Raw genomic sequence first — 21,303 nt, 5'->3', positions numbered from 1 at the left:
GAAAAAGGAAACAGACTGACGTATAGTAAATCAGCGATTATCTATTATGCAAGGAGTGTCCTTTGATAAATAGCGAAGCGTTCGAAGATTCTTTACTATCATTCAAACAAGTATTGGCAAGCAAACTAGTAGCAGGGTTCGCAATATTTTGTACTATAGGATTACCTATTTCTTTGTCTAGATGGCCAACAATTGGTTTTCAGAATGTTTTTATTCATCACATTTTACTCACACTAATCATCTACATATGTCATTTCCGTCCAAATAAACGTAATTATAAATTTGATTACTTGGTTATTGTTTTATTACTAAGTTCGATGATTATCTCGGGAACACTGTCATTTGGTCTTCAAAATGGTACCTTATCCTTTGTTGTTTTTTGCGCGTTCATTGTTGCTTTAACCCTAGGATTTAAGTCCGCCATTGCATATTCACTTTTGTGGTGTTGCTTTTTACTCGCTTTTGGTTACTTGTATACACATGATTTAATTAACATTTCAGTTGAACCCAATGTTTATAGTACGAAAATTGCGGCCTGGGTTGTAGCCGCATTGGGCTCAAGTTTAACCTTAATACTCATGCTTATTACCGCTCAGCAAGGCTATCAATACCTTCTATCTTTAATAAACAAAATAGAAACACAAAAACAAGAAATTGAAAAGTTGGCAAATTTTGATGCGTTGACCGGATGCAATGCCGCAAGGCTTGCAATGCCTTTACTCGAGCAATCTATTTTGCGCGCTAAGCGAGACTCAAGCCTTGTTGGGGTTTGTTTTATGGACCTCAATGAATTTAAAGAGATAAATGACACCCACGGACACGAGGTTGGAGATGCAGTATTAATTCACTGTGCCTCTATTATGCACGATGTATTACGAGATATGGATATCGTCTGCAGAATTGGTGGAGATGAATTTATGATCATCATACCGGGAGTTCAAAACAGAAGCGAGATTTCGCTCATCCTCAAGCGTATAGTTGACGCCTGGCAAGCACCGCTAATGACCAATAATATCGAGGTGTCGGTGAGTGGTAGCATTGGCGTTGCTGTCTATCCTCTGGATGGCGAGAGTGCGCAAAAATTGCGGCGCAATGCTGATATTGCTATGTATCAAGCCAAAGCCGAAAAGACGAGCGTTAACTATTTTTCAAGCGAGGACAGTTAAGGTTTTGAGCAACTAGTTATGACTACCAATCAGCAGGGTCAACGCGATAATACTGTGAGAGTTGATTATATAGCTTAGGGTGTTCATTTCTTAACTCATTGGCTTTTTCAAAAAACACTTCGCTTGCGACTGCGAAAAACTCAGCCGGATTGGTTGCGCCATAGTAGTCAAAGACGGAGTGCGTCCCGCGCTGTGCTTGCTTTTTTAGTTTTTCAAACTGCGCAGAAAACACATCTGCCCAGCAAGCGTAACTTTGCTGATAACTTAAGATGGGCGCCCCATTTGCAGAGCCGTCTTCTTGATCAAGCTGATGGGCGAATTCATGGATAACGACATTGTGCCCATCATCGGGTATGTGAGCCCCATTTACAGTATCTTGCCAAGATAAAACAATTTTTCCAAAGCCCCATGATTCACCGGCAAGTGCTGTGTGCTGCAGTGATTGCACGCCGTCGGTACTAGTCACTTCCTGTTCTTTCACAAAAGCACGAGGATAAACCAAAATAGTACGTAGTTTCGGATAATAATCTGTTTTTCGGTTTAGCAACAACAAGCAAGCCTGAGCGGCAATAGTGACTTTAATATCATCGTTAATTACTAGTCCATTTTTTCCAACAAACTTTTTCTCAGCAATAAAGACTTGAATATGTTGCTTTAATTGTAGTTGCAGGTGCGCAGGCATTGTCTTGAAATAAGGCATGCGCCGGCCAAGAATAGCTCGCCATTGTTTTTTAAAAGGAGCACTCGCGGCTTTCTTTCGTTTATATTCTTGCCAGTATGGCTTGCCGACCAAAACGGCAATAACCACTACACCAAGAAACAAGGGAAGCAAATAGGAAAGCATAATGACTATTAAAAAGAAATATAGTAGTGACATAGGTACTATCCTTGTATTTTTCAAGTAATCACTCAGCATTTACACCCAAGCATCTGGGTCCACGTCCTTGAGTTAAGGATAAGGCCTAACATAGACAAAGCACCCTTATTGCATGTGCGTTTGTCAAACTGACGGGACTTTTGATTAGGCCGTTAACCAAGCTTTAACTTGTTCGGTTTGCGGAATAGAACCTGAATGCACGACTTTTTCATCAACAACAACAGCAGGTGTACTCATCACACCGTATTCCATAATCGTTTGGGGATTAGTTTCTTTTAAAACGTCGACAGAAACATTTAGGTCGACTGATATCTTCTCAATTAATTCAGCAACTTTAACGCACTTTGCACACCCAGTACCCAAAACTTTAACTTGTTTCATAAATCACCTTATAAAAAATTAGTAAATGTATTAAATATCCAACCAATGACAGTAAAAGACACTAGCAACATCATAAATACTATGGCCAATAATCGCCACTGCATGACTTGTTTAAGTAGAATAAACTCGGGAAAACTTGCTGCCACAGTACTCATACAAAAAGCTAAGGTTGTACCAATCGGTAGACCATTAACGATTAAGCTTTCCATGACGGGAATAACCCCAGTGGCATTTGAGTAAAGAGGAATGCCAATGAGAACTGCGGCGGGAACAGACCACCATTGTCCATCGCCAAGATGTTGCTCAATCCAGCCGTCAGGAACAAAACCGTGTAAAGCTGCGCCTAAACCAACACCTATAATTACCCACTTCCAGACTCGGCCAAAAATTTCTAATGTTTCTTGTTTAGCAAAGGCATGTCGCTCAGATAAGGTCATCTTCGTTGGTGAGTCCATGGCATTGGCTTGACTATTTTGTTGCTCTTTGCCTTTAGCAAGTGCTTTCGCTGCAAATGACTGCAACCAGCGCTCTGCTTTTATTGAGTCTAGAAAAAAACCACCTAACATACCGATAAGCATGCCTGTCACGACATACAAAAGGGTGAATTTCCATCCAAGTAAACTCATCAATAACAACACTGCAACTTCATTTATCAGTGGAGACGTAAGTAAAAACGCCATGGTAATTCCAACGGGAATACCTGCCGAAGTAAAACCAAGAAATACCGGAATACTTGAGCAAGAACAAAAAGGGGTAATCGCCCCAAATCCAGACCCCAGAAAGTAACCTATACCTCTATTTTTTTGCGCTAAATAATCTCTAACCCGTTCAACATTTAAAGATGCTCTTATCACCGCAATGAAATAAATCATGACGACTAAAAGCACATATATTTTTGTCACATCTTCAATGAAGAAGTGTATAGCGTCTGCTAATTTTGACTCGGGCGAAAGTCTTAATACATCGTAAGTTAGCTAATCAGCTAAGCTTGTAAATATCTCAAACATTGTTTCTCCCCTGTTCTATAAAACAGGTCCCGTTTTGATGGTATTAAGAATTGCTTGTTGGCAGTCACAACGGGGTAATGTTGTGTGTTTGTTTAGTATAGTGAAATATCTAAGCACTCGCCATAGGAAATGATGACGTCGCGCAGATGCAAACACAATAAAATAGACAAATGCGTGAAGAATGTAGATTGTTTAACGGGCCGCATTTCAAGTGACCGAACAGTCTTCGATTCAAAAAAAAGGCTGATTTTACTCAGCCCTTTTGAGGTGTAAATAATCCAGTAGATTACAGATTGATTAACTGTATTTCTCCCGCTTCACCTTCATAACTTTGACCGTAAACAGATACCGGGGCAATATCGCGAATATAATAGACAAAATGCGGCAAGCTGCCGCTAGCAAATGTTAAGTTTGAATGTTTTTTGCCATAAGCACAAAATTCAGCATTCCCATAAGCATTCCATCCATCTGATAGTGCTTGGGTAGGATTTGATGTGCCAACGACTGATTCTGAACTATTTAACACTTGGTTCCACAAATTTACGCAAAATGCAGACCCGCTTCCACTGCCCGTTGGCCAGCCTGAGATGGTGTCGATATTGACTAATTTATCTTCAACCGGTATTGGAGATGTTTGTCTTATTTGATATAGCCCATGGATTAATTTAATCGAGGCTTTAAAACTCGCGGCTTCTGCCTTTGTAGCCGATTCAATGGCATCATCAGAAAGGTCAATAAATCTGGGGGCAGCGGTAACGGCAAGGATACCTAATATAACGATCACAATAATCAATTCAATTAATGTAAAACCTTTTTGCATAAAAACTCCAATGCATTTTCATAATTAATCTTCTTTTTAACTGCGCTTTTTTTATTTTCTTTAGCAGTGATTTTACTGAATTTAAAAAAATTGATGTGGAAATACAGCACCATAAAAGAGGCTGAAGCAAAAATAGGTATTAATACTTAGTCAATCGTTTGCCTTGCTAAGATGTCTTATGCACTGGTATGCTTTGGCGTCAATTCTAGGCTAGTTAGCACGAGGCAAATCATGTCAAGTAACATACCTATCAACTATATCGAGTTAGCTGCAAACGATCTCAATGCCGTAAAACAATTCTATAGTAAAGCTTTCAATTGGCAATTTGTTGACTATGGACCTGAATATACCGCATTCGAAAAAGCAGGCATTGCCGGTGGCTTTTATCACGCCCCCATGGCTGCCAACGCAAGTGAAGGCTCTGCATTGGTGGTGTTGTATGCAGATGATCTAGAGGCCTGCTTAGAAAAAATAATTGCCTGTGGTGGCAGTATCAAAACGGATATATTTTCGTTCCCAGGCGGAAGACGATTTCACTTTTTAGATCCCTGCCAAAACGAACTGGCGGTATGGGCGCATGGCACAGACGACAAGCAAAATATAAACGAGGATGAATAGATGCAATACTTACATAGCATGATAAGAGTGACTGACTTAGATGCTTCACTACACTTTTATTGTGACTTACTTGGCTTGGTTAAAACACGTCAATATGACAGTGAAAAAGGCCGATTTTCTTTAATCTTTTTAGCCGCACCCGATGATGAAACTCTGGCACAGGAACGCGACGCACCATTATTAGAGCTTACCTACAATTGGGATAAGCAAGAAGAATATACAACAGGTAGAGCGTTTGGCCACTTAGCATTTCGTGTAGACGATATATATGCCTTGTGTAGTAAACTTCAAAATAACGGTGTAACGATTAATAGACCTCCTCGGGATGGGCACATGGCTTTTGTAAAATCTCCCGATAACATTTCAATTGAGCTCTTACAAAAAGGTGAGGCATTGGCGGCTGAAGAACCATGGGCATCGATGGAAAATACAGGTACTTGGTAAGTTTTATGGCGGGTATATAGTGAACAAAAAAAAGCCAGCAAATTGCTGGCTTTTATAGTGCGGTATATTATTCTGTCTTATTATTATTTTCTTTCTTGTTTACCGCATCTCCCTACAAACTTTGCCATAAAGGCGTCGCTCTAGGCTTATTTAAATTCTGGGTAAGCTTCTAAGCCACACTCGCTTAGGTCTACACCTTCGTACTCTTCTTCTTCAGAGACTCTGATGCCCATAACAGCTTTAAGTGCTAACCAAACAATTGTGCTTGTTACAAATACCCAGATGAAGATAGTGGCTGCGCCTGCTAACTGACCTGTGAATTTTGAACCTTCGTTGGTAAGCGGTACTAAGATAAGACCTAAGAAACCAACCACACCGTGGACAGAGATAGCACCTACTGGATCATCGATTTTTAATTTGTCTAGACCAATGATACTTACCACAACCAATAGTCCACCTAAGGCACCAAACAAAGTAGCTTCTAAAGCAGTTGGTGTTGAAGGTTCAGCGGTAATGGCAACTAAACCAGCTAGTGCACCGTTTAAGGCCATGGTTAAATCTGCTTTACCAAACAAAATACGCGCTAGTAATAATGCAGCAACAAGACCACCGGCAGCAGCCATGTTTGTGTTCATAAATACAACCGCAACTGCGTTAGCATTTTCTACGTTGGCCGTAGCAAGTACAGAGCCACCGTTGAAACCAAACCAGCCCATCCACAAGATGAATGTACCTAATGTTGCTAATGGTAAATTTGCACCAGGGATTGCATTAGCTTTTCCATCTTTAGTGTATTTGCCTTTACGAGCGCCAAGAATAAGTACGCCAGAAAGCGCTGCAGCAGCACCAGCCATGTGCACAATACCAGAACCTGCAAAGTCACTAAATCCTAAGTCACCTAAAGTGAACATGCCAAACACAGCTTGTGAGCCCCAAGTCCAGCTTCCAGACATTGGGTAGATAAAGCCAGTCAGTACCACAGCAAACGCCAAGAATGCCCAAAGTTTCATACGCTCAGCAACCGCGCCTGACACAATAGACATAGCAGTCGCTACAAATACCACTTGGAAGAAGAAGTCAGCTGATGGTGAATATCCTGCAGGCTCTTCAACACCTGTTGCTCCATCACCCGTTATACCGCTAAGGAATAAAGTAAAATCGTCACCGCCGTACATTATGCTGTAACCACAAATCATATACATGATTGATGCTACGGCATAAAGCGCCACGTTTTTGGTTAAAATTTCAGTGGTGTTTTTAGCGCGTACTAGACCCGCTTCTAACATGGTAAAACCGGCCGCCATCCACATTACAAGGGCGCCGCAAATCAAAAAGTAAAAGGTATCTAGTGCATACCCGAGTTCGAATGTAATTTCCATTGTGCTGTTCTCCAAGAATACTGCTTATAGGGCTTCTGTGTTAACTTCACCGGTACGAATACGTACGGCTTGTTCTAAGTCATATACGAATACTTTACCGTCACCAATTTTGCCGGTCTTTGCAGCACCAACAATGGCTTCGACTAAACGTTCGACTTGTTCGTCTTGCACAGCGACGTCAAGCTTAACTTTTGGTAAAAAGTCTACTTGATATTCTGCGCCACGATATAGTTCGGTATGCCCTTTTTGGCGTCCAAACCCCTTAACTTCGGTAACGGTCAGTCCATCTATACCTATCTCAGAGATGGCTTCACGAACATCGTCAAGCTTAAAAGGCTTGATGATTGCAGTGACTAATTTCATATGTTGTTGCTCCTGCTTAAATTAAACGAAAATGTGTTGAGTCTATGCGGAGTAATACAAAAGCAGTGCCAGAATTTAAAAGTAATAAATATCAGTAACTTATAATAATTTGCGCCCTAAACGACCGAAATCATCGCACCCTGGTGGTGCATAAGGCTGAGTTTGCGCACTAAAGGTGCACTGGTAATATTTGTGTCGCGTGACCAAAACTGTGTGTTTCAGCGCGAGTCTTCGCAAGCGCCTTTCTTGCCTGTGTAAAAATGACGATGTGCTTACAGAAGGCTTTGTGTTTATAGAAGGCGTAGCATACTTCCACCATATCAAGGTGGTATTTAGGGTACTGTGCTGTTTATCTTAATCTCCGAACAACCTGTCCCACCAAGACTTTTTCTTTTCACTTGGCTGTTTTACTGGTACGGGTTGACTCAAGCACCCTGAAGGTTCTCCTAGAGAAGACTTTAATGCAGGCACACTAATTACATTTGGGCAGCCTGGAAGGGTTTGTTCGCCCGTCAAACGATTAAAATGTGCAATGGTCAAACTACTCGGAAAGCGCCTAACGAGCGTTTTAGGTGATTGTTGTTTTTGCAAGGCAATAAAAACTGGCAGCGCTCCAGTAGCGCCCGACATATTAATAGGCGTGTTATTATCATTTCCAAGCCAAACACTGGTGACTAAGTTGCGATCAAAGCCAGTAAACCAGCTATCTCGATAATCGTCTGTAGTACCTGTTTTCCCTGCCATATTCACATTAGGAAAGGCGGTTTTAATGCGTTTTGCGGTGCCTTCCGTCGTCACTTTATGTAAGGCGTAATTCAACAAGTATGTAGCATCTTCGTCAGCTCTGATTTGCTGTCTTGGAGGGCGCTTCCAGATCAAGTCATTTTCATGCGTACTCACAGCATAGAGCGCGTATAAAGGCTTTAAAATACCGTTATTCGAAATAGTTTGATATACCTGGTTTACTTGCAAAGGAGATAAATCAACCGCTCCTAAGGCCACTGAAGGTAAGGGCCGTACGGTTTTATCGGCGCCTAAACGGTTTAAACTATTAACGACTTCATCAAAACCTATACTCGCGGCCAAGTTAACGCTTGGTACATTGTACGATTTCACTAGTGCATCAAGTAAAAGCACCTGTCCCCTAAACTCTTTATCTGCATTTAACGGCTGCCATTTTTTACCATCTGCGTCATCAAAACTGATTGGTTTGTCGTCAATTAAGGTAGCAAGCGTAAACTGACTCGAATTTTCAAGTGCACTTAAATAAATCACAGGCTTTATTAGCGAACCGATCGGACGATAGGCGTTCAATGCGCGATTAAACCCTGCATAGCTGGTATTTTTACCACCCACTAACGCACGTATACCCCCTGTTTTAATATCGGACATAACCAGCGCGGCTTCTAAATCGGGTTGTTTGTATGCTTTAGCCTTAGCCGCAACAACCCCAACTATTGCTTTTTCGGCGCGCCGCTGTGCGTTTATATCTAGGGTAGTAAATACCTTTACTCCTGAAAGTCGGGTTTCTTGTGTTTGCACCACTTGTTTAAGCTCTTGCCTCACTTTATCCATAAAAGCAGGATGTTTACCTGAGGCTAAACTGGGATTATTGTTAGTTTGCAAGGGAGAATTTACCGCAATTTCATACTCGTCGGGCGTGATCTCACCGGCTTCAAGAAGCATCCGCAATACTAAGTCTCTGCGTTCGGTCATTCGCTCTACATGGCGTTTTGGGTCATAATACGACGGCCCTTTGACTAAACCAACGAGCGTCGCAATTTCATGTATGGCAAGTTCTTTTAAAGGTTTATTGAAAAAGTAATGACTACCTAATCCAAAACCGTGGACAGCGACTGCCCCGTTTTGTCCTAAAAAGACCTCATTGATATATGCATTTAAAATTTCGTCTTTACTGTAGCGGGCATCAATGACTAGGGCCATTGCGGCTTCTTTTAATTTTCGGCTATAGGATTGTTCGCGGGTTAAAAACAAGTTTTTCACGAGTTGCTGAGTTAATGTGCTCCCGCCTTGCACTGTTTTGCCAGCTGTAATATTGGCAATTAATGCGCGTAGGATAGATAAAGGGGCAACACCATGATGATCATAAAACTGCTTGTCTTCAACAACAACTAGACCCCGTTTAAGCAGGTAAGGAATGTCGTTATCAGACATTAGCATTCTATCTTCGTCTAAGCCGCTCACTAAACGCGAGACCAACCACGGCTCTAAACTAGTGCGCAATAAGTTGGTTTTGGTGTCGAGCACCCTAATTTTATCAATCCGCGGACCATCCCAGCTAATTTGTATACGTTGCGATGGATATAGCTTGTTGGGGTAGTAAAACTCTCGTCGATAGACATTGAGTGTTTGTTTACTTTGCGAGTATTCACCTACCTCAGCGATAGTTGGTTTTTTACGATAGCCAAGTAAATGTAATTCATCGAGCACCTCGCGCATGCTGATTTCTTGTTTTAGTTCTATAGACAATGGACGCGCATATATTTGCGCAGGTACTTGCCATTTATTCCCTTCAAAGCGGGGTTGAATCGAAGCGTCTAAGTACACCAAGTAGCTAACTATAATGGCGAGAAACAAACACGTTAATTTGAAAAAGTGGCGCTTAATCCACGAAAACGGCGCCAAAACGAGATTTTTTTTATTCAACTACTTTCCCTTTTACTACTTTTAATTAGGCTCATGTTTTGCACCGCGTAAGCATTTATACCCGCTTATTAGTGGCTGTAGGGACGAAAAAGTTCCCTTCTCAAAAAGCCCAGTCACAGGCCCAAACGAGCTATTATTGTGTAAGTTCACGAGCGGGGGAGTTTACACTTTTCCAGTGCAAACATATACTTTGCCCCAAAGGTATATTGCATTAGCTCTTTTTCTGCGCAATTCCTGCGAGACACAATAAAGACCAAGTCAGTAAATCAGTGTAGCCAGCCTAAAAGTGAAAAACATCACCTAAAGCGCTAATATTCGACCTTATTTAATTGTTTACAGAACTAAATCTCGGTAAAGTACTCACACAGTTTAAGATTGATTGCATAAACAAGGAAGGCTTTTTGGAAACACTCGCTAGCACGCCTATCTCACGCAAAGCAAAAAAGATGATATTAAGCTTTGGCATCGTTTTCGCCGCTTGCCCTATCTCATTTAACCTTCACGCTGCTAAAAGTGAGGAGGTAGCGCAAATTGTTGCTGAAAACAAAGCGAATTTCGCTCAGTGCCTTGAAAACAAAAAGACCGAAGCACGCGAAGCTGGTGTGAGTCAAAGTAGGATTAATACCGAGTTTGACAACTTTAGATTTGTGGAGCGCGTGATAGAGCTAGACAGAAGTCAGCCAGAATTTGTTTCTACCTTTCCAAATTACTTTTCCAAACGTGTTAACCAATGGCGCATTGATACCGGTCGAGCTAAATATGCTGAGCACCGAGACTTTCTAAAAACCTTAACCGAAAAATACGGCATCCCCGGACATTACCTTATTTCATTTTGGGGCTTAGAAACCAACTACGGTGGTTACAAAGGAAAAATGTCTACGCTCGATTCACTGGCAACCTTAGCGTGTGATGAACGTCGTAGTAAGTTTTTCACTGGCGAATTATTTCTCGCCTTGAAACTTATGGACTCTCAGGGCTTGACGCGCGAGGGCATGCAAGGTTCGTGGGCTGGTGCCATGGGACATACGCAATTTATGCCAACAACTTATACCAATTATGCTATCGACGGCGATGGCGATGGTAAGATTGACCTCTGGAACAGTGAGCGAGATGCCCTTGCATCAGCGGCTAATTTTTATGGAAACTGGGCTGGGAACCAGGTCTTCGCTGGGGACGAGAAGTGAAACTTCCAACAGGTTTTGACTACCAACTTGCCAACAAAGAAGTAAAAACGATTACTCAATGGAAAGCACTTGGTATTACGCAAGCAAACTCAGCGGCCCTGCCTAATAGCGATATTGAAGCACGCTTAAGAGTGCCTGCAGGACATGAAGGTCCCGCTTTTCTAACCTATGCAAACTTCCGTATTATTATGCGCTGGAACAATAGTGAGTTTTACGCACTTGCAGTTGGCCAACTCGCTAATCAGATTGCAGGCGGCGGTGGCCTATATGCGCAACTACCTGATTTGCCGAGCTTTAAGATTAGTGATATCGCAAAACTACAAGCTAAGCTAAATGAGCTAGGCTACGAAGTAGGCGGTGCCGACGGTATAATGGGCCCAGCGACACGCGAGGGTATTCGGCAGTTTCAAGCGCGCAATGGTTTAGTAGCTGATGGTTTTCCTTCCCCTACTACCATACAAGCGGTTCTTAATACGCAATAGTTTTTGGAGATTTATGGTGCGTAGCACTTACAGATTAGTCATTGATTGTCCGGATCAAGTGGGCTTGGTTGCAGCAGTTTCTCAGTTTTTAGCCTCACATAATGCCAGTATACTCGAAGCAAGCCACCATACCGACGTGAAACTAGCGCGCTTCTTCATGCGTCACGAAATTGATGCGGCTTCACTTAGCCTTGATCATAATGCCCTAAAGTTAGCCTTTGCAGAATTAGCGCAAAAATATGACATGCAATGGACACTTAACAGTTCTGATGAGAAACAAAAAGTGGCCTTGCTTGCGAGCAAAGAAGAACACTGCCTAAATGATGTCCTTCACCGTTGGCATACTGGTGAAATAAATTGTGATATTCCGTGTATCATTGCCAATCACAAAAGCATGCAAAAGTATGCGGATTGGTATGAAATTCCGTTTCACTATATCGATTTTAGTGACAAAAAGGCGGCGTTTGAAAAAATAGAAAGCCTTATTGATTCTTACGAAATTGACTTAACCGTACTCGCTCGATTTATGCAGATTATTCCTGATTCGATGTGTCAAACGATGGCCGGCAAAATCATCAACATACACCATAGCTTTCTGCCCTCCTTTGTTGGTGCAAAGCCTTATCAACAGGCTTACGATCGCGGTGTAAAACTCATCGGTGCTACCTGCCATTATGTAACAAGCGTGTTAGACGAAGGCCCTATAATCGAGCAAGAGGTCATGCGGATTTCTCATAGTGATAGCAGTGAAGATATGGTGCGCAAAGGAAAGCGATGCGAAATAAACGCACTGGCGAATGGCCTACGTTACCACCTCGAAGACCGCGTTATTATTTGTCAAAGTAAAACTATCGTTTTTACTTAATGCTAAAAAGCCAGATTATCCTTGTTGACTCAATACTAAAGCATTGAGTTCTTGTGCACTCATGGGCTTGCCAAACAAATAGCCCTGTCCGTACTCAACAGCCTCGTTTACTAGTGTAACGCGTTGACTTTCAGTCTCGACGCCTTCGGCAACAACAGGTACATCCAACAAGTTTGCGATCTTTACAATTTGAGGAATGAGACCTGCGCGAAAAGTACTGCGCTCTAAGCCCATGCAAAAACCTTTATCTATTTTCAGGTAGTCAAAAGGTATACTTTGTAATTGGTCCAAGTTTGAATAACCCGTTCCAAAGTCATCAATAGCAATATCAGCGCCTAATTCTTTTAATTTACGCAAGATTAGGTGTGCTGCTTTGTTATTAAAGGGCTCGTCTTCTGTAATTTCAAAACAGATGTTAAATCTATTTGCGAAAAACTCTTTGTGCGCCGCCAACCTTGCTAGATTTGTATCGGTTAAATCATTCGGAAAAAGATTAAAATTAACCTTAAAGCCATTAGGTAAGTTTGCTTGTCGGATAAGTTCGCTAGTAGCAGATTTTAATATAGCACGAGTGAAAGGTATGGTTTTTTTCATACTCGATACTCTAAAAATGAAGTCTTCAGGCCCCATCAATCCGAGTTTATCTTTAAATCTCGCCAGCACTTCACAACCAACTATAGTGCCGGTATTTAATTCAACAATGGGTTGAAACAAGGGATAAAAGCACTTGTTAGTAATACCACGTTTTATGCGTAGTTCAGGGGAAAACCAATAACGAATCACAAACATGCCGGTCATATAAAAGCACACAGCAAGAATAAGTAGTGAGACAAAAGCTAAAAGGAACTCGTTTGAATTTATCGAATTCCATAAATTTTGATACGTGGCAATACAGTATGTAACCTGCGCAGAACAATGAACACCGTTAACTTCTACTAAAGAAGCGTCTTGGGAAACGTTTTTATTGTATAGCTCATGTTCTCCAAACAACGCGAGCGTTTTATCAGTATCGTGATATACCCACTGCCATAAAAACTCAGGGTTCGATTGACTTATGATTTCACGAGGGTCGATTACAACATGAAAATTTTCGCCTTTAATAATAAAGGTTGGGTAACTTTGGTCAAATAAGTCCGACGGTTTATAAATCCAAACATCGTGTGATGTGTTGGCATTAAAGTCAGGTTTACCAGTTTTTATCGGCGCTTTGAATATGCCTAAACTCGTATTGCAAAGTTGCATGTCGCGTTGATAAAAACCAATCTCTTTTGCGTGTTTGCTTTGAAACAATGTCTGTCTCATGATCCGCATCAATTGTTCATCACAAACGCTATTGTTATACTTGTTTAGTTTGATGAGGTTTGTACGGGTTTCTATGGCTATTTCGTCAACCAAATTTAAAAGTTTGTTTGCAAAGTTAACTTGCTGCGATTTAGTATAAAAGTGCACGCTGACGAAGCCAAGAATGACTACAAAACAGGTAACCGTAATACTAAATAACGCAGTATAAAAACGGCTCAAATTTGGGTTTAGCATTTTGATCTACACATAGTCGTTTGCACTATAAAAAGCATTGTTTAAGCGCTGTTGAAAGAACGCATACATTGCAAAGATAAAAAGCAACAAAATGAACCACTTAAATTGAAAAGAAAAAGACGCCAATACAATGCCATGTTTTAGTCGCTTGTTTAAAGACGTTTTTAACGAGAAATGCTTGACTGCTCATTAAACATACGGTTTTGGATGAAAACTAGACGATCACTTGCCGCAGAGGCTAATCTACACATAATACAACAATAATAAATTGAACGTTTTTTGTTCTAAAAATAAGGAAGCATATGAAAAAACTAACGACAAGTTTATTGACTGCAAGCTTGGTTATGGCCTTATCAGCCTGTTCACCAGCCCCAGTTGATACTGCAAATATTGAATCGGCCAAACAAGAAAAGTCCTACGATAATATTTTAATGGCTGAGTTTTCAGGACCTTATGGTGGCGTACCCGCTTTTGACAAGATGGATTTAAGCCAACTCAAAGATGCCCTTAAAAAAGGAATGGAAGCATCATTGGCAGAATATGAGGCCATTGCAAACAATCCAGAACCTGCGACTTTCGCAAACACCTTTATTGAAATGGAAAGAGCCGGTAGCGCCCTTGGCCGCGTTTACACTTATTACGGCATTTGGAGTTCGAATAAATCAAGCCCTGAGTTTCGAGATATTCAGCGTGAAATGGCTCCCCAATTATCAGCATATAGCTCCAAAATATCGCAGAACAAAGCACTTTTTGAACGCGTAAAAGCGGTATACGAAAGTGAAGAAATGCAAAGCCTCACCGAAGAAGAGCAACGAATAGTCACCAACGGCTACCAAGGTTTTGTAAGAAGTGGCGCATTGCTAAATGAAGCAGATAAAAAACGTTATGCCGATATCAATCAAGAGCTGTCGTCATTACATACTCAATTTGGCAATAATATTCTTGCCGATGAAGAAAACTATGTCTTGTATCTTAACGAAGACCAACTAGATGGATTGCCTGACTCTTTCGTTAAAGCGTCCTCTAACATGGCTGAAAAGCGTGGTGAAAAAGGTAAGTTCGCGATTACTAACACGCGCTCGTCTATGGACCCCTTTTTAACTTATTCCACCAATCGTGAGCTTAGACAAAAAGTCTGGGAAACCTACTACAGTCGAGGTGACAATGGGGATGAATTCGACAACAACGAGCTTATTAAACAAATTCTAACCCTAAGGCATGAACGCATTCGTCTACTCGGTTATGACAATTATGCTCAGTGGCGTCTAGAAGATCGTATGGCGAAAAACCCTGAAAACGCGATGAATCTAATGAAGCGCGTATGGCCTTCTGCTATCGCACGTGTTCAAGAAGAAGTCGCGGATATGCAAGCCATAGCTGATGCTGAAGGCGCAGATATTACGATAGAGCCTTGGGACTACCGTTTTTATGCTGAAAAGGTAAGAAAAGACAAATACGCCCTAGATTCTGATGAAGTTAAACAATACTTGCAGCTCGATAAACTGCGCGAAGCCATGTTTTATGTTGCAGGCAGATTATTTAATTTTGAGTTTACGCCCGTTCCTGACGGCAAGGTTCCGGTCTTTCATGAAGATGTAAAAGTATGGGAAGTGGCTGACAAAACAAGTGGTAAATTTATTGGACTTTGGTATTTAGACCCATTTGCACGTCAAGGTAAACGGTCGGGTGCATGGGCCACAACTTATCGGTCATACACCACCTTTGACGGTGAAAAGTCGGTGCTATCGTCAAACAACTCAAACTTTGTAAAAGGTGCCGACGGAGAACCCACGCTTATCTCATGGGATGACGCTGAAACCTACTTCCATGAATTTGGGCATGCTTTGCATTTCTTGTCAGCAAATGTGGTCTATCCTAGTTCGCACTCTGGCGTTCGCGACTACACTGAATTTCAATCTCAATTGCTAGAAAGATGGCTTCTTACGGATGAAGTAACCGATACTTACCTCGTCCATTACAAAACCGGAGAATCTATTCCTGCCTCATTGGTAGATAAGATTAAAGCAGCATCAACCTTTAATGAAGGCTTTAAAACCACAGAATACATGGCCTCTGCGATTATGGACTTGTTGTACCACACTACCGACCCTGCCACGATTGAACCAGATTCATTTGAATCAGAACAATTAGCTGCACTGGGAATGCCCGACGAGGTGGTGATGCGTCATCGTTCTACACATTTTGCGCATATATTTAGAGGTGAAGGTTATGCCGCAGCATATTACGGCTACATGTGGGCCGAAGTGCTTACCTCTGACGCTGCCGAGGCCTTTGCACAAGCACCTGGCGGCTTCTATGACAAAGAGCTAAGCGAGCGTTTGGTTAAATATCTGTTCTCAGTCAGAAATGCTATGGAACCTGGTGAAGCTTACAGGAAGTTTAGAGGTCGTGATGCGAAGGTTGAAGCGTTATTGCGCGACAGAGGTTTTCCTGTCGACGACGAATAAACGCTAGTAAGGTAAAAAGCAGCGGGCTATTTATGCTAAATAAATAGCCCGTTTTTTTATCCATTAACGCTTACCTTATTGTCGCCGCCGCTTGGGCTGAAAAATTATGCTTCAATTAATATAGGCCTTAGGATACTAAGGGTATATTCAACACTCCCTGCATTCTCGAGCAATACTCGTAGCCCTCGCTCACCATCTTTAGCCGCATCCTCTGGGCGACTAAGCCAATGTTCAATATACTCCTGAAGTTCTTTTTCACTAGATGCAATCATTAATGCATTTTGTGATGCCAAATACTGGCAGATACTCGGATTATTATAGATACTCGGCCCCATTACGATGGGCGTTGAATAAAGTGCTGCTTCAAGTGCATTGTGGCCGCCTTTATTAGCGAAACTACCACCTACAAAAGCAATAGTACTTATGCTGTAGCAGGCTTTCAGCCAGCCCATTGTATCAACCAATAGGCAATCTATTTCTGCTTGGTTATAGGCGTCATTAAAGCCCTGTGTTTCTTGGTCAATAGCTTGTGATACTCGAGCCACCCTAAAGCCAGAAGCGCACATAATTTGATTAACCTCATCAAAACGTTGAGGGTGACGCGGAACCACAATGAGCGCTAAGTCGGGGTGATTCTTTTTAAGTTGGGTGTAGGCGTTTAGTAATATTTTTTCTTCTGGCTCGTGTGAGGAAGCAGCCAACAATACAGGTCTATCTCCTAAGCCATAACTGCTTTGAATTCGCTTACCCAGCTCTTCATCCGCCAGTACAGGCAACAAATCAAATTTTAGATTGCGCGAAAGCTTGACCCTATGCTTATAGACGCCAAAGGCTAAAAAGTTTTCAAAGGACTCTGAGCTTTGTGAACAGATATAACTGAACTGCCTAAACGTATGCCTAAATAAAGATGAAAATCGTTTATAATTGCGAAGTGATCTGGAGGTCATTCGCCCATTTATTAATACCACGGGAATTTTCTGTTTAGTGCAGTGATGCAGCATATTTGGCCACACTTCAACTTCCGTCACCAAGACCAGTGCCGGTTTTATTTTTTTATAAAAGCTTTTCATGCACCATGGGATATCCACTGGCAAATAAGTATGGTTTACTTTATCTTTGAATAAGTTATATGCATGTACTGCACCTGTGGTCGATGAGGTAGTAAGCGTAATCGCTAAGTTAGGGTATTCTTTCAATAGCCTAGCAATAACGCCGCTAGCCGCATTTAACTCTCCCACAGAAACACAGTGAACGTGTATCCCACCAGACTTTGGTACCTGTCTCACCCAGCCAAAACGTTCCCAAAATGAACGGTTTGCAAGCGCAGCGCCTGCATGACTTAGTTTTTTCTTTGATGCCAACAAAATAAGAGGCAACAAAATACACAATATAATCGTGTATAAGAGTTTTATAACATGAAAGCGCAGTGGTGCGCTTGTGTAGAACTGATTGCCTGTCTTCATAAATTCCGCAAAAAAATAGTATCGAATCGTCTTTTCGAGTAAAGACAAGGCGTCTTAACCATTGCTCGTTAAACTAACATGCTAGGGGAATGATGCCAATAAACCTTCAAATAAAATTCAATTGCCCTTGTTGTCGTTTACTATAAGTATTTGTTTTGTCGCTTAGTCTACGATGCTAGTTGATAGAAGTTATTTATAAACATAATACAATGTGTACTCGTTAGCGATGATAGTAAATCAAGCTTTTGACTCAAATATCGGCGATGTCTGCCGATACCTTCCCTATGGGATATGATCTATCGGTAAAAACACTGCATGCCAGTTAATGCCAACGCACAGGATAAAATACTTTCTTTACTACTTGAGATTGCCAAGTGTTCGTTTGTGCGCGTAACAGAATTTAAGAAAAACGGTCATCTCAGACATCAATTTGGCGACGAGCAACAAGCCTTATTGCTCGACCAAACAAATGAACAACAAAGCACTGAGTTCGTCGACGAAGAAATAATTCCCTTTGGCGATTATCAATTTTGCATCAGTATTATTAGTCCACAGCATGCGCATATTGAATGCAGTTTGATGCTTGAAACCGAATCGAAAGATGACGCGCGCAAGGCTAAAACGTCACTGTCACAAAACCCAGTGCGAATAGTCATCGAACTAGTCCACTGTAAAGCGCTTCCCAATTATATCGCGGAATTAAGTCTACAAGCAATTGAAGCGAGTACAGAGCGAGCGTGGTTGTCTTCACTCTTTTTAAAAACCATGTGCGTGACCATCGAGAATTTACGGCTCGTTGAGCATTATATTCATCTAACCAGCGATAGCTTGACAAAATTGCGTAGCAGGACCTCCTTGCAAACGGGTATAGATGAACAAATTGCTCACTCTAGTATCGTTTTATGCATGGTGCACTGTATTGATTTTCAGCATGTAAATAGAAAATTTGGCCAGGCCAAAGGCGATTTGGTTCTGCATGAAATAGCCGGAGTAATAGAGCAACATACGCGCATTGAAGATATATCTGGTCGTTTTGGTGGCGCTTTATTTGGCATTGCGATCAATGCAGAATCTACAGCTGACGGCTTTACTTTTGCCAGTAAGCTACAAACAGCGCTAAACAAAAAAACATATCTACAAAATGCAATCCGTCTTACGTTTAATATTGGCTTAGCCTTTGTTAGTCAAGAAGAAGACCAGTTAGACTCAGGCTCAACATCCAGCCTGCTGATTAATCGCGCCGAGCAAGCGCTAAAAGCCGCGCAAAACTCTGTCAACCCAACAATAGTGCAGTGGGAACCAGATAAGTTTCGTCTTGACGAACAAGAATTCAACTATTTGGGTGGCATATTCACTCCCGACAATGTCACTAACTATCGTAATATGTTGTTACTTTGGGATATCTCATCAATCATTGCCGACGAGCATTCTTTTGAACGCTTGTTAAAAAGCGTAGTTGAGCGCTTGGCCTTTACCTTCGAATTTGCCTTTGCCGGCATTGTAAGTATAAACGAGAATAAAGACGCGCCCGGCATCGCAAAAAACTATAGCTTTGAACTTAAAAATGCAACCGATATAATCGACTTGGAGTGGGAAGTTCACCCCTATCAAGATTTGGTTCACAATGCGGCAAAATTGGCCATTGCAAATTCCCAGCACACCGAATCTCAAGAAGATGGCCTCAATTCTTTAGTTATCCCTTTGGGAAATGACAGCAAAGAATGCTTCTTTATTATGGGTCACAATGAGTTACTCGATTTAACCCACGATACCGTAATGCTGTTTGTTGGTTTTGCGAGACAGTTGGGTAAGGCATTTAAACGTAGTCAACTGGAAGATGAATTAAACAAAAATCTGGAACAACAAAACGCCCAATTGGCACAAGAATTACTAGAGCTTAAAGCAGGCATGCAATCAAGCGCTCTGGTTTACCGTAGTGCCAAAATGCAAAAAATCGTTGAGCAAACACAGCGTGCTGCGCAAACCGATGCAACCGTTTTAATTACGGGCGAAAGTGGCACGGGTAAAGAAAAGCTTATTAACGCGATTCATGTGCTCAGTCCAAGAAACAAGAAACCTTTGGTTATTGTCGACTGCGGTTCTATCCCAGAAACACTCATAGAATCAGAACTGTTTGGCCATATTAAAGGCGCATTCACCGGCGCTCAAAGTAGCAATACCGGCAAGATACAAGCCGCTGATGGTGGCATCTTGGTACTCGACGAGATTGGCGAATTACCACTGTCTATGCAGCCCAAATTATTACGTTTTGTGCAAGAAAAACACTACACTCCCGTTGGTGGAAATAAATCAATTGCTGTTGACGTAAAAATAGTCGCGGTTACTAACAGAGACCTCGCATACGAGGTGAATAAAGGCAATTTCAGAAAAGATTTGTTTTATCGCCTGAATGTTGTGACCTTGCATAATCCGCCGTTAAGAGAGCGCACTGAAGATATTGATCTACTTTGCCAGCATTTTTTAAGTAAATTCGCACGCCAATTCGAAATGGATAAAAAACGTTTAGACCAATCGACAATTGAGCGAATGAAGTCATACTCGTGGCCAGGGAATATTCGAGAGCTGGAAAACAAGTTGATGCAAGCGAGTTTGCTGACAACGAGTGAAGAAATCCACTTCACTGATTTAAACTTAGACATCAATGAACTTCAAGAGTATAAACCGCGTTTGACAGCACAAACGAGTGAATCAAAGCTTGTTGAATACCATCATAATCAGTTGCCTAACGCCAATAATGGCTTGAGAAGCGCTAACAATCCACAACCTGTCGCAAATAGTGAAAACAACGTAACGCATCTTCACGACATCGATGCCTCAGACAATGAGATATTACAACTTCCACCCACGCCTCAGGCCTGGTGTAGGCAGTTTGCACAAGCAACAACGCATTTTTTAGCATCACTCGATAAACAAACAATGTTATCGGTATCAATTGGCAATGCCATTGAATTACAACTACTGAATATGGCGCACAGCAAATGTAAGTCTCATGCGAAAACGGCCATTTTATTGCAACTGCCTATTAGCACCGCCAGAAGAAGACTGCAAAAAGAATTGCCTGACGTGAACGCGTTTGCACATGAAACTCATTGGCAGGCTATAGAACAGTTACTCACACAAATCGTCAACGCGCAAATTCATCTAGATGCGCCGGTTGAATTAGTCAAAAACATTGTTGCCAGTAGCATTTTAGAGCAACATTCAGCCAATATGGGATTAGCCTCGCAGTTAATGGGCGTAAGCGAACCCACTATGTATAAGCTACGCAAACAACTTCAAACGCCCCAATGGAGCGCAGTTGTTGGGACGCAGCAACTTTCCTAGAACTTCAATCATACGCTTTTTATGAGCGACACTGTTAACCAAGCCCAGCTTATTGAACCTAGTAAAATGAGTAAGGGAACGCTTTGCCGTAAAACCTTTTAAGGGCTTTACCATGACGGTTCAAGCCAATGCCTTGGTGATTAGTAAACAAGCATTTTTTAATGCCGACCTTGTAGCAAAAGATCACATGGTCATTCTTGAAAAATTTAATTAGAAGTATTGGGCATGGACAGTCGTG

At 41.7% G+C, this 21,303-nt stretch carries 15 protein-coding genes and 2 pseudogenes; 8 read left to right on the top strand and 9 right to left on the bottom strand.

Translation table 11 applies throughout. From position 1 onward, the window contains the following. The first annotated feature begins 62 nt into the window (after positions 1-62). The gene (locus AC0L6H_RS07875; protein WP_473393611.1) at positions 63-1,166 is read left to right on the top strand and encodes a diguanylate cyclase domain-containing protein; all 1,104 of its coding nucleotides are present in this window, start codon (positions 63-65) and stop codon (positions 1,164-1,166) included. 22 nt (positions 1,167-1,188) lie between these two features. Here the strand turns inward: AC0L6H_RS07875 and AC0L6H_RS07870 are convergent, their stop codons facing one another. From AC0L6H_RS07870 to AC0L6H_RS07855, 4 genes and pseudogenes are all read right to left on the bottom strand, one after another. Beyond that, the gene (locus AC0L6H_RS07870) at positions 1,189-2,010 is read right to left on the bottom strand and encodes a M90 family metallopeptidase (protein ID WP_473394495.1); all 822 of its coding nucleotides are present in this window, start codon (positions 2,008-2,010) and stop codon (positions 1,189-1,191) included. Positions 2,011-2,187: 177 nt separating this feature from the next. Next, entirely contained in the window at positions 2,188-2,424 is a 237-nt protein-coding gene (locus AC0L6H_RS07865; RefSeq protein ID WP_473393610.1) for a thioredoxin family protein, read from the bottom strand. Between the two features lie 8 nt (positions 2,425-2,432). Continuing rightward, a pseudogene (locus AC0L6H_RS07860) lies at positions 2,433-3,431 on the bottom strand (permease). Positions 3,432-3,717: 286 nt separating this feature from the next. Further along, positions 3,718-4,251 carry a prepilin-type N-terminal cleavage/methylation domain-containing protein gene (locus tag AC0L6H_RS07855; protein WP_473393609.1) on the bottom strand — a complete coding sequence of 178 codons (534 nt, stop codon included), beginning with the start codon at positions 4,249-4,251 and terminating at the stop codon, positions 3,718-3,720. Between the two features lie 231 nt (positions 4,252-4,482). Here AC0L6H_RS07855 and AC0L6H_RS07850 point away from each other — a divergent pair, with 231 nt between their 5' ends. Both AC0L6H_RS07850 and gloA read left to right on the top strand, forming a co-directional pair. After that, positions 4,483-4,869 carry a VOC family protein gene (locus AC0L6H_RS07850; RefSeq protein ID WP_473393607.1) on the top strand — a complete coding sequence of 129 codons (387 nt, stop codon included), beginning with the start codon at positions 4,483-4,485 and terminating at the stop codon, positions 4,867-4,869. Next, a complete protein-coding gene (gene gloA / locus AC0L6H_RS07845; protein WP_473393606.1) occupies positions 4,870-5,313 on the top strand; it encodes a lactoylglutathione lyase in 444 nt (147 codons plus the stop codon). It abuts the gene before it with no gap. A 146-nt stretch (positions 5,314-5,459) separates the two neighbouring features. Here gloA and AC0L6H_RS07840 read toward each other — a convergent pair whose 3' ends face one another. The 3 genes from AC0L6H_RS07840 to mrcB form a co-directional block, all read right to left on the bottom strand. Continuing rightward, a complete protein-coding gene (locus AC0L6H_RS07840; RefSeq protein ID WP_473393605.1) occupies positions 5,460-6,692 on the bottom strand; it encodes an ammonium transporter in 1,233 nt (410 codons plus the stop codon). A gap of 24 nt (positions 6,693-6,716) precedes the next feature. Next, the gene (gene glnK, locus AC0L6H_RS07835; protein ID WP_473393603.1) at positions 6,717-7,055 is read right to left on the bottom strand and encodes a P-II family nitrogen regulator; all 339 of its coding nucleotides are present in this window, start codon (positions 7,053-7,055) and stop codon (positions 6,717-6,719) included. A 354-nt stretch (positions 7,056-7,409) separates the two neighbouring features. After that, entirely contained in the window at positions 7,410-9,722 is a 2,313-nt protein-coding gene (mrcB, locus tag AC0L6H_RS07830; protein WP_473393601.1) for a penicillin-binding protein 1B, read from the bottom strand. Positions 9,723-10,168: 446 nt separating this feature from the next. Here mrcB and AC0L6H_RS07825 point away from each other — a divergent pair. The 3 genes and pseudogenes from AC0L6H_RS07825 to purU form a co-directional block, all read left to right on the top strand. Continuing rightward, positions 10,169-11,088 (top strand): annotated as a pseudogene (locus tag AC0L6H_RS07825) (lytic murein transglycosylase); the annotation flags it as partial. A gap of 6 nt (positions 11,089-11,094) precedes the next feature. Then, positions 11,095-11,388: a peptidoglycan-binding domain-containing protein gene (locus AC0L6H_RS07820; RefSeq protein ID WP_473394494.1), complete on the top strand. Its 294-nt coding sequence runs from the start codon at positions 11,095-11,097 to the stop codon at positions 11,386-11,388. Between the two features lie 16 nt (positions 11,389-11,404). Continuing rightward, positions 11,405-12,253: a formyltetrahydrofolate deformylase gene (gene purU, locus AC0L6H_RS07815; RefSeq protein ID WP_473394493.1), complete on the top strand. Its 849-nt coding sequence runs from the start codon at positions 11,405-11,407 to the stop codon at positions 12,251-12,253. Between the two features lie 15 nt (positions 12,254-12,268). Here the strand turns inward: purU and AC0L6H_RS07810 are convergent, their stop codons facing one another. After that, positions 12,269-13,789, bottom strand: a complete 1,521-nt coding sequence (locus tag AC0L6H_RS07810; protein ID WP_473393600.1) for an EAL domain-containing protein — start codon at positions 13,787-13,789, stop codon at positions 12,269-12,271. 302 nt (positions 13,790-14,091) lie between these two features. Between AC0L6H_RS07810 and AC0L6H_RS07805 the strand changes: the two genes are divergently transcribed. Next, positions 14,092-16,257, top strand: coding sequence for a M3 family metallopeptidase (locus tag AC0L6H_RS07805; RefSeq protein ID WP_473393599.1), 2,166 nt, complete (start codon positions 14,092-14,094; stop codon positions 16,255-16,257). Between the two features lie 104 nt (positions 16,258-16,361). Here the strand turns inward: AC0L6H_RS07805 and AC0L6H_RS07800 are convergent, their stop codons facing one another. Next, positions 16,362-17,720, bottom strand: a complete 1,359-nt coding sequence (locus tag AC0L6H_RS07800; RefSeq protein WP_473393598.1) for a 3-deoxy-D-manno-octulosonic acid transferase — start codon at positions 17,718-17,720, stop codon at positions 16,362-16,364. Positions 17,721-18,035: 315 nt separating this feature from the next. Here AC0L6H_RS07800 and AC0L6H_RS07795 point away from each other — a divergent pair, with 315 nt between their 5' ends. Then, the gene (locus tag AC0L6H_RS07795; RefSeq protein WP_473393596.1) at positions 18,036-21,065 is read left to right on the top strand and encodes a sigma 54-interacting transcriptional regulator; all 3,030 of its coding nucleotides are present in this window, start codon (positions 18,036-18,038) and stop codon (positions 21,063-21,065) included. The last annotated feature ends 238 nt before the right edge of the window (positions 21,066-21,303 follow it).

The organism is Glaciecola sp. G7-5 (genome assembly GCF_055808975.1).
Note: the sequence above shows the minus strand (reverse complement) of the source record. Positions and strands in the feature narration are given on the sequence as shown.